The 8,770-nt window shown below is 66.6% G+C and carries 10 protein-coding genes, 1 tRNA gene and 1 rRNA gene; 3 read left to right on the top strand and 9 right to left on the bottom strand.

All coding sequences use genetic code 11. The features are described from left to right. Positions 1-183 precede the first annotated feature (183 nt). A complete protein-coding gene (locus ACOJSF_RS10890; protein WP_420142222.1) occupies positions 184-621 on the top strand; it encodes a hypothetical protein in 438 nt (145 codons plus the stop codon). Here ACOJSF_RS10890 and ribH read toward each other — a convergent pair. Genes ribH through ACOJSF_RS10860 form a run of 6 tightly spaced genes read right to left on the bottom strand, consistent with a single transcriptional unit; the run spans position 602 to position 5,420 of the window. Next, the gene (gene ribH, locus ACOJSF_RS10885; RefSeq protein WP_420142221.1) at positions 602-1,021 is read right to left on the bottom strand and encodes a 6,7-dimethyl-8-ribityllumazine synthase; all 420 of its coding nucleotides are present in this window, start codon (positions 1,019-1,021) and stop codon (positions 602-604) included. The two genes, ACOJSF_RS10890 and ribH, sit on opposite strands and share 20 nt — an antisense overlap. After that, positions 1,021-2,166 carry a 3,4-dihydroxy-2-butanone-4-phosphate synthase gene (gene ribB, locus ACOJSF_RS10880; protein ID WP_420142220.1) on the bottom strand — a complete coding sequence of 382 codons (1,146 nt, stop codon included), beginning with the start codon at positions 2,164-2,166 and terminating at the stop codon, positions 1,021-1,023. Before ribB ends, ribH begins: the two co-directional genes overlap by 1 nt. After that, positions 2,150-2,764: a riboflavin synthase gene (locus tag ACOJSF_RS10875; RefSeq protein ID WP_420142219.1), complete on the bottom strand. Its 615-nt coding sequence runs from the start codon at positions 2,762-2,764 to the stop codon at positions 2,150-2,152. Before ACOJSF_RS10875 ends, ribB begins: the two co-directional genes overlap by 17 nt. Before the next feature lies 1 nt (position 2,765). Continuing rightward, positions 2,766-3,716, bottom strand: a complete 951-nt coding sequence (gene ribD / locus ACOJSF_RS10870; protein WP_420142223.1) for a bifunctional diaminohydroxyphosphoribosylaminopyrimidine deaminase/5-amino-6-(5-phosphoribosylamino)uracil reductase RibD — start codon at positions 3,714-3,716, stop codon at positions 2,766-2,768. Between the two features lie 10 nt (positions 3,717-3,726). Continuing rightward, positions 3,727-4,053, bottom strand: a complete 327-nt coding sequence (locus ACOJSF_RS10865; RefSeq protein ID WP_420142218.1) for a hypothetical protein — start codon at positions 4,051-4,053, stop codon at positions 3,727-3,729. Between the two features lie 32 nt (positions 4,054-4,085). Continuing rightward, positions 4,086-5,420 (bottom strand): glutamate--tRNA ligase, encoded by a 1,335-nt coding sequence (locus ACOJSF_RS10860; RefSeq protein ID WP_420142217.1) that lies wholly within the window; start codon positions 5,418-5,420, stop codon positions 4,086-4,088. Between the two features lie 296 nt (positions 5,421-5,716). On the opposite strand from ACOJSF_RS10860, the gene ACOJSF_RS10855 reads away from it, so the two are divergent. Continuing rightward, entirely contained in the window at positions 5,717-6,850 is a 1,134-nt protein-coding gene (locus ACOJSF_RS10855) for an acyltransferase family protein (protein ID WP_420142216.1), read from the top strand. An 85-nt stretch (positions 6,851-6,935) separates the two neighbouring features. Here ACOJSF_RS10855 and ACOJSF_RS10850 read toward each other — a convergent pair whose 3' ends face one another. Then, positions 6,936-7,328, bottom strand: coding sequence for a winged helix-turn-helix transcriptional regulator (locus ACOJSF_RS10850; RefSeq protein ID WP_420142215.1), 393 nt, complete (start codon positions 7,326-7,328; stop codon positions 6,936-6,938). A 93-nt stretch (positions 7,329-7,421) separates the two neighbouring features. On the opposite strand from ACOJSF_RS10850, the gene ACOJSF_RS10845 reads away from it, so the two are divergent. Continuing rightward, positions 7,422-8,144 (top strand): SDR family NAD(P)-dependent oxidoreductase, encoded by a 723-nt coding sequence (locus tag ACOJSF_RS10845; RefSeq protein ID WP_420142214.1) that lies wholly within the window; start codon positions 7,422-7,424, stop codon positions 8,142-8,144. Positions 8,145-8,451: 307 nt separating this feature from the next. Here the strand turns inward: ACOJSF_RS10845 and ACOJSF_RS10840 are convergent. After that, positions 8,452-8,528, bottom strand: a tRNA-Met gene (locus ACOJSF_RS10840). A 142-nt stretch (positions 8,529-8,670) separates the two neighbouring features. Beyond that, positions 8,671-8,770: ribosomal RNA gene (gene rrf / locus ACOJSF_RS10835) — 5S ribosomal RNA — on the bottom strand; the annotation flags it as partial.

Genomic DNA, 8,770 nt, shown 5'->3' with positions numbered 1-8,770 from the left:
GAAGGCCGTAAGGCGCCGGTCCGCGTCTTGTCGAAGAAGGCGAAGGAAAAGGCCGGCGGCGACGCCGCCTGAGCGTTCCACCACCGCTACAGGCATGATCGGCCGGCCTTCCCAGCGGGAGGCCGGCCGTATCCATTTCTTAACTCCATTTACTTACACCTGCCGCCAAACGGAGTGTACGGTGTGTATGACGAGTTGCTCGGGCTTCGGCAGGCGATAGGCCGCACGCTCGATCGGATCGAGGGGGCGGTGGTCGCTGGCGGTGCAGAAGGCATCGCGACGCTGGGTCGGTCACGCTGGCAATTGGGGCAGCAGCTGCATCGCTATCACGCGTTCGCGCTCGATCGCATCCTGCCGGCTTTCGAACCGCGCCAGGATGAGAAAGGCGACGCGGCGCGCAATCTTCGGCAGCGTTGCGAGGAGGCGGCCGCCTGCTTTGCCGACCACGTCACGACCTGGGACGTCGTTTCGATGCTCGATCGGTGGGCGGACTACCGGGCGGCCGCGCTGGCCTGCCTCGTGCAGCTTCGGACGAAGCTTGAACAGCAGTGCCGGGAAGTTGCGCTGCTGTTCGATATCCCCGCCGGCGAGACCTCCAAGCTCAGCCGAAGCGCTGCCTGAGTTCCAGCATGGCGATCGAGGCCTTGGCGGCCTCGCCGCCCTTGTCCTTCTCATCCGGCCGCGCGCGCGCCAGAGCCTGCGCCTCGTCCTCGACGGTAAGGATACCGTTGCCGATCGGCAGGCCATCGAGCGTCAGCGCCATCAGCCCGCGCGCGCTTTCGTTGGAGACCACTTCGAAATGGTAGGTCTCGCCCCGGATCACGACGCCGAGTGCGACATAGCCGTCATACCGCCCGGTCTCCGCCGCAAGCGCGATCGCCGCGGGGATCTCGAGCGCGCCCGGCACCGTCACCGTCTCGTGATCATGCCCCGCCGCCTCCAGCGCGGCGCGCGCGCCATCAAGCAGCAGGTCGTTGAGGTGCGCGTAGAATCGCGCTTCGACAATCAGGAAGCGCGCCATCAGTCTTCGTCTCCGCAGGAAATGGGTCGTTCGCCGACGATCGACAGGCCGTAACCGTCGAGCGCGACCAGGGTATGATGCGAGTTGGTCAGCAGGATCATGTCCTGCACGCCAAGTTCGGTCAGGATCATCGCCCCCACGCCGTAGTCGCGCAACTCCTCGGGGTCGCCCGCGCCACCACCCGACCGCGCCTCGAACATGCGGCTTAATAGCCCCCCCGTCATCGGCCGGTTGAGAACGACGACGACGCCAGACCCCGCCTCGCCGATCATGCGCATCGCGCCTGCGAGCAGGCCGCCGCGCGGCGATTGCTCACCGAACATGTCGGCGAACAGCGCCTGGCCGTGCATGCGGACCAGCGTCGGCCGATCCGGATCGACCTGCCCCTTGACCAGCGCGATCTGCTCGTCGCCGGTCGCCTTGTTATAATAGCTGATCGCCCGCCACTCACCGCCCCAGCGGCTGGTGAAACGCGTTTCCGCGCGTTTCTCGACCAGATGGTCATAGCGGCGGCGATAGGCGATAAGGTCGCGGATCGTGCCGATCTTGAGGCCGTGGCGCTGCGCGAACGCAACGAGTTCGTCGAGGCGCGCCATCGTGCCGTCCTCGCTCATGATCTCGCAGATCACGCCCGAAGGATTGAGGCCGGCCAGCCGCGCGACGTCGACCGCCGCTTCGGTATGGCCGGCGCGGACCAGCACCCCGCCATCGCGCGCGACCAGCGTTAAGACATGACCCGGCGTAACTATCGCGTCGGCCGCCTGCCCCGCGTCGATAGCGACCGCGATGGTACGCGCGCGGTCGGCCGCCGAAAGTCCCGTGGTCACGCCGGTCTTCGCTTCGATCGACACCGTGAAGGCGGTTTCGTGCCGGGTGCCGTTATGGCGGCTCATCAGCGGCAGGCCGAGTTGCTCGACCCGCGTCCTGGCCATCGCCAGGCAGATCAGGCCGCGCCCATGCGTCGCCATGAAATTGATGGCGTCGGGGGTCGCCATCTGCGCGGGGATGATGAGGTCGCCCTCATTCTCGCGATCCTCGTCATCGACGAGGATGAACATGCGGCCGTTGCGCGCTTCCTGGATCACCTCTTCGGGTGTCGAGAGGAAAGCGTGGCGAAGACGCGCCGGCTCAGGCCGTGACGACATCGCGAAGTTCTTCCATCCGGCCGAGATAGCGCGCGAGCACGTCGATCTCGATATTGACCGGCGCACCCGGGGTCAGCGCGCCGAGCGTCGTCATTTCCGCCGTATGGGGAATGATGTTGACCGAGAATTGGGTCACGCCCCCCTCGACATCGCGGACGGTGTTGACCGTTAGCGAAACGCCTTCGACGGTGATCGATCCCTTGCCGGCGACATAGCGGCCGAGCGATTGCGGCAGCGCGAACGTGATCCGGCGCGAATCGCCCTCGGGCGCGACCTCCAGCACGGTCGCGATCCCGTCGACATGCCCCGTCACGATATGCCCGCCCAGCTCGTCGCCGACGCGCAGGGCGCGTTCCAGATTGAGCGGCGTGCCGGCGGCCCAGTCGCCCGCGGTCCGCGACAGCGTCTCCGCCGACACGTCGACCGCGAACCAGTCGGCGCCCTTGTCCACCACGGTCAGGCACACGCCCGAGCAGGCGATGGACGCGCCAAGATCGATGCTGGCGGGATCATAAGCCGTGCCGATCCGCAGGCGCAGGTCGCCGCGCTGTTCGACGCCGACGATGCGGCCGATGTCGGTGATGATGCCGGTAAACATGTCAGCTCCGTTGGCGCTGGTAGACTTCGAGGCGGTCGCTGCCAAGCATCCGCGCATCGTCCAGCCGCCAGCGCCCGTGCGCGTCGTCCAGCCGGTTTAGACCGATATCGGAGAGCGCGGCGCGCCCTGCCCCGATCAGGATCGGCGCGCGGTAGAGGAGCAGACGATCGACCAGATCGGCGCCGAGAAAGGCGGACGCGGCCCCCGCGCCGCCCTCGACCAGGAGATGGTCGACGCCATCGAGCTCCGCGATATCGGCGACATTCGCGATGACCTCGGCCCCGTCCACGTTCCCCTGCGATGACAGGACGAGAATGCGCGGCGAACGCTGTTCGAGCCCGGAAAGGCGGACGTCGAGTTTGGGTCTGTCCGTTTCCCATGTGCCGCGCCCGACCAGTATCGCTTCGTGTCGACTGCGTTCGAGATGGGCGTGCGCCCGCGCGCGGCCGCCGGTGATCCAGCGGCTTTCGCCGTCTGCACGCGCGATCATGCCGTCGAGCGAGGTTGCGAGCTTGAGCGTAACGGTCGGCCGGCCCAGCGCCTGCCGCGTGAAAAATCCCGCCATCGATTGTCGTGCTTGGTCCGCGAGCACGTTTTCCACCACGTCGGTGCCCGCTGCGCGGAGCCTGGCGAGGCCGCGCCCGGCGGTGCGCGGGTCGGGATCGGTCAGTGCCGCCACGATCCGGCCGACGCCAGCCTCGACCAGCAACCCAGCGCAGGCCGGACCACGCCTGCTCTCATGCGCGCAGGGTTCGAGCGTGACGTAGGCGGTAGCGCCCTGCGCCAGAGCGCCGGCCTGGGCCAGTGCCAGCGCCTCGGCATGCGGACGGCCGCCCGGCTGGGTCCAGCCGCGGCCCACCACCCGGCCGCCGTTGACGATCAGGCAGCCGACGTTGGGATTGGGCGCGGTTCGGCCGCGGCCGCGCGCACCGAGCGCGAGCGCCGCCGCCATCCACCGCGCATCAATATTCAATGCCGAGCCGCTTGGCCAAACGCTGATAGGCGGCGCGCCGCTCCGCGTCCGCCTTCTCCTTGATCTTCTGGTCGATCTTCTGCTGGGCGATGATCTCCGCATCGGTGCGGTCGTTCTGCCAGTCGGAGACGTAGGTGATCTGCGGCCCCTTGGGCAGGATGTTGGTCCGCCCGTCGAGCACAAACATATAGATGGTCAGCCCGGTCATCACCACGGCGAGCAGGGCCACGAGCGGCTTGTGCTTCTGCTCCCCCGCCAGGAAGCCACGCAGGTCCGCGATCAACGCAGAGGGTTTGACGGGACGAGGAAGTGCCATGACCGCAAGATAAGGCCTGGCGCGGCCCGGCGCTAGGCCGCTGCCGCGCGTAGCCGTTCGAGCGCGCGCGCGCGGCCGATGAGGGGGAGCAAGGCCGCCATGTCGGGGCCGTGTTCACGCCCGGTCAGCGCCAGCCGCAGCGGCAGGAACAGCTCACGCCCCTTGCGACCCGTCTGTTCCTTGAGCGCGGCGGTAAGCGCGTGCCAAGGGTCGGCGGACCAGTCGAGCGTTTCCGCAACCTCGACGGCCGTGGCGAAGAAAGCGGGATCGGGATGCCCCGGGGGAGCAATCGTCCCTCGCAGGACGGGCTCCCACGCGGCGGCCTCCGCCACCGTGGACAAGTTCGGGCGCAGAGCCCGCCAGACCGCTTCATCGACCCAGGCAGGGAGGCGAGCGGCGACGGCCGCATGATCGAGCAGGTGAAGCGTGCGCGCGTTCAGCGCCGTCAGCTCGTCGAGGTCGAAGCGGGCGGGCGCGCGACCGAAGCGGGCGAAATCGATCGTCTCGACCAATGGCGCCATCGATGCGACCGGCTCGACCGGATCGCTCGTTCCGATCCGCGCCAGCAGGGCGCACAACGCCAGCGGCTCGATCCCGTCGGCGCGGAACGCATCGACGCCCAGCGAGCCGAGCCTTTTCGACAATTTCCCCTCGCTGCCGACCAGCAGCGCCTCGTGCGCGAAGGCCGGCGGCGCGGCGCCGAGCGCCTCGAACATCTGGATCTGCAGCCCGGCATTGGTGACGTGATCCTCGCCGCGCACGACGTGGGTCACGCCCATGTCGATATCGTCGATCACGCTCGGCAGCATGTAGAGCCAGCTGCCGTCCTCGCGCCGGACCACGGGGTCGGACTGCAGCGCGGGATCGATCCGCTGGGGGCCGCGCACCAAATCCTCCCACGCGATCGGACTGTGGTGGTCGAGTCGGAAGCGCCAGTGCGGGCGGCGCCCCTCCGCCTCGAGCGCCGCGCGGTCCTCCGCCGTCAGCGCAAGCGCGGCACGATCGTAGATCGGGGGCAGCCCGCGCCCGGCCAGCACCTTGCGCTTGAGGTCAAGCTCCTGCGCGGTTTCGTAAGCGGGATAAAGGCGTCCGGAGGCCCTCAGCTCGTCGAACCGGCGCTCATAAAGCGCGAAGCGATCCGACTGCCGCACCATATCGTCGGGCGTAAGCCCGAGCCAGGCCAGGTCGGTGCGGATCGCATCGGCATAAGCCTCGGTCGAGCGCGCCTGATCGGTATCGTCGAGGCGAAGGAGGAAGCGCCCTCCATGCCGCTTTGCCCACAGCCAATTGTGAAGCGCCGCACGGATATTGCCGACGTGGAGCCGGCCGGTGGGCGACGGCGCGAAACGGGTGACGACGGTGGACATTGCGCGCCGTCTAGCGAAGCCGTGCCGTCTCGTCATGCGCCATTGGTCGGGGACGGACGAGTACCAAGGCGAACGCGGCGACGTGGTGGCGGCCAATGTGCTCGATTCTCTGCCGGCATGGATTGTCCGGGCCGGCGGCGCGTACATGCCTCACGACGGCGCTTAAAACTCTGCAGCTTTTCCGGCACATAGCGCAGTGATGTGCGCCAGCCGTCCTTCGCCTTGAGCCAAAGCTCGTTCGCGATCTATATCCAGGTTGGGAACGGGCGCTCGCGGGCGATCTTGGGGAATGATCCATGCGCATGTCGCACATTCGGCAGTTGGACGGCCTGCGCGCGATTGCCGTGGGGCTGGTGTTTGTCGCGCATTGCCGTCTGGACGCGATCGTCCCGGGCGGGCTCGGCGTCACGGTCTTCTTCTTTCTCAGCGGCTATCTGATCACGTCGCTGATGCGATCGGAGATCGCGCAGACGGACACGCTCGATTTCAAGGCGTTCATGATGCGGCGGACGTTGCGCATCTGGCCGCCGCTCTACATCACGTTGGCCGTCGCGCTGGTGACCGTCCTGCTGGTATTCCCGCACCGCCTGCTGGATCCATGGGTGGTGGTCGCGCAGGCCGGCTTTTTCAACAATTACGTGCGTGGCAGTCTAACCGAGGGCGTGGGCCTGCCGCTGCCGCTCTGGTCGCTGGCCGTGGAGGAGCATTATTACCTCGCGTTTCCGCTGCTGTATCTACTCTTGAGCCGGGCGCTGGCCGCAAGGCAGATTGCGTGGGCCTGCTTCGGGCTATGCCTCGTGGTTCTGGCGATTCGTACGATCATCGTCGCCCGTTACGGGCCGCTCCACGACATCTATTTCTGGAGCCACACCCGGATCGACAGCATCCTGTTCGGTTCGTGCCTGGCGGCGTTCAACAATCCAGTGCTCGACAACGATGCCTGGCGCCCGCGAATGTGGCACTTCGCGGCTGCCCTGTTGCTGCTGCTCGCCTGCCTGGCCATTCGCAATCCGATTTTCCGGGAAACGATCCGCTACTCGCTCCAGGGCGCGGCTCTGTACGTCATCTTCTCCTACATCATCTCGGACAAGGGGAAGCTGTCGGCGCTCCTCAATTCCGCGCCGCTTCAGATAGTGGGGCTGTACTCGTACACTTTCTACCTGGTGCACATGCTGGTGATCGAGGTGATCGAAGAAGCTTTCCCTGGCATACCGACCGCCGGGCTGATCGTGTCTGCCGGCGTGATCAGCCTGATCTACAGCGCCGCCATGTATCGGTTCGTCGAGCGGCCCATGGCCTTGTGGCGGAAGCGCTTTCACGCGGTGGATGCGAACGCGACCGTGGCCCCGTCCGCCCCTCTTCGGGCTATGGCCAACGCCTCGTCTGCCCTTCCTACCCCACAGGGTTCGAAGGGCGAGCAATTGCGCTAAGGGCACTCTGAGCCCGGCGACGTGATCCGTGCGCCGGCCCGCAGTTCAGGTCTCCGGACGGCGCTGGCACCCGCTAACGCTGGCATTATCCCGCCTCAGGCGCGCATCCGTAAGAAGCACGCGCCTTGTCGATTTCGCCGCCAAAGCTAAGCGCCCAGCCGCAGAGCGCTTCGAACGGCTTGCGAAGCGAGTGACCGAGCGGCGTAATCGCATACTCGACGCCGATCGGCTGGGTCGGGAGGACGGTGCGCGTCACGAAACCGTTGCGTTCGAGGCGCTTCAACGCGTCCGCCAGCGCCTTGTGGGTGATGCCATCGAGCCGCCTCTTGATCTCGTTGAACCGCGACGGCTTCTCGCAAATCACGGTGAGGGTCAGGATCGTCCACTTGTCGGCGATCTTCTCGAGCACGGGACGGATGCGCGCCATTTCCGTCATCACGTCGAACGATGGAGACACGCAGTCGGTATCGTCGGCCATATCTACGCTCGTCATGGTGCGTTCTTGATAGCAGATATGCCCCGTATATCTAGGTGCCCGTCTCCAACTGAGAAGGTGTTCGTGATGGATCGGATGACGGGAAAGATTGCTTTGGTCGTGGGCGGTGCGAAGGGGATCGGCCTGGCGGTCGCGGATCGGCTGGCGGCGGAGGGGGCCCGGGTGTTCATCACCGGTCGCGACCCGGATCAGGTCGACGCGGCGGTCGCCCGGATCGGCAATGACGCGCGCGGGGTCGTCGCAGACGCGGGATCGCGTGAGGATTTGGAACGTGTGATCGCGGTGGTTAGACAAGCGCACGGCCATCTCGACGCGCTCGTGCTCAACGCGGGAATGAGCGAGCCGGCGCCGCTGGGCGAGGTGACCGCCGACCATTTCGATCGGCATTTCGCGGTCAACGTGCGCGGGGCGGTATATGGCTTGCAGGCGGCTCTCGACACGTTGAGCGAGGAAGCGTCCGTCGTGCTGATGGGATCGGTCGCCAGCGCGATCGGCCTACCCAGCTACGGAACCTACGCAGCGACCAAGGCGGCGCTTCGCTCCTTCGCCCGGACCTGGACCGCCGAACTCGCGCCGCGACGCATCCGCGTGAACGTCGTGGCGCCGACCTCGACCGATACCGAGATGATGGCACGCGTTCCCGACGATGTCCGGGCGTCGATCATCACATCGATCCCGCTGGGCCGGATGGCGAAGCCGGAAGAAGTCGCGGCCGCGACGCTCTTCCTTCTCAGCGACGAGGCGAGCTTCATCGCGGGCACCGAATTGTTCGTGGACGGCGGCATGGGGCAGGTCTGAGACAACGGGTTGCTGCTTCCGCTGCCATCGCGCCGGGCAGCGGAGGCGGCATTTCGGCGAATGCGGGGGGGGAGAGGGGCCATCTGCCCGTTCGTGAGCGATCTTCCACAAACTCCGGGTGAGGGGCGTGCGGCGCTATACCGATGAGAATATCGCCGAGGAATGCGCGGCCAATGGCCCAACCGGTAGCGCAGGGCACCACTTGAATTGATGGAAACTGCGCTGTCAGCAGGATCCAGTGACCTTGATCGCTATCGCTGGAAACACGAACGCCCCCGTCCGGAGGACAGGGGGCGTTCGGGATTGGTGGTTGCGGGGACAGGATTTGAACCTGTGACCTTCAGGTTATGAGCCTGACGAGCTACCGGGCTGCTCCACCCCGCGCCACCATCGGGAACCGCGCGTGCGGCCCCTAAAAATTCGCCCGACGGCGGAGACGCGAACGCCTCCGACGATGCGGAGGCGCAAGCGCCCTCGCGGGGCGTGACATGTGAATGGGTTCTGCTTTCCGCGCGCTGGCTGCAATGCCTGGCGACGACCTACTCTTCCATCGCTTAAGCGATAGTACCATCGGCGCTGTCTGGTTTCACGGCCGAGTTCGGGATGGGATCGGGTGGGTCACAGAC

The sequence above is a fragment of the Sphingomonas sp. genome, from assembly GCF_048594985.1.
Classification (GTDB): Bacteria; Pseudomonadota; Alphaproteobacteria; order Sphingomonadales; family Sphingomonadaceae; genus Sphingomonas_I.
The sequence above is the reverse complement of the archived record's forward strand: the minus strand, read 5'-3'. Positions and strand labels throughout refer to the sequence as shown.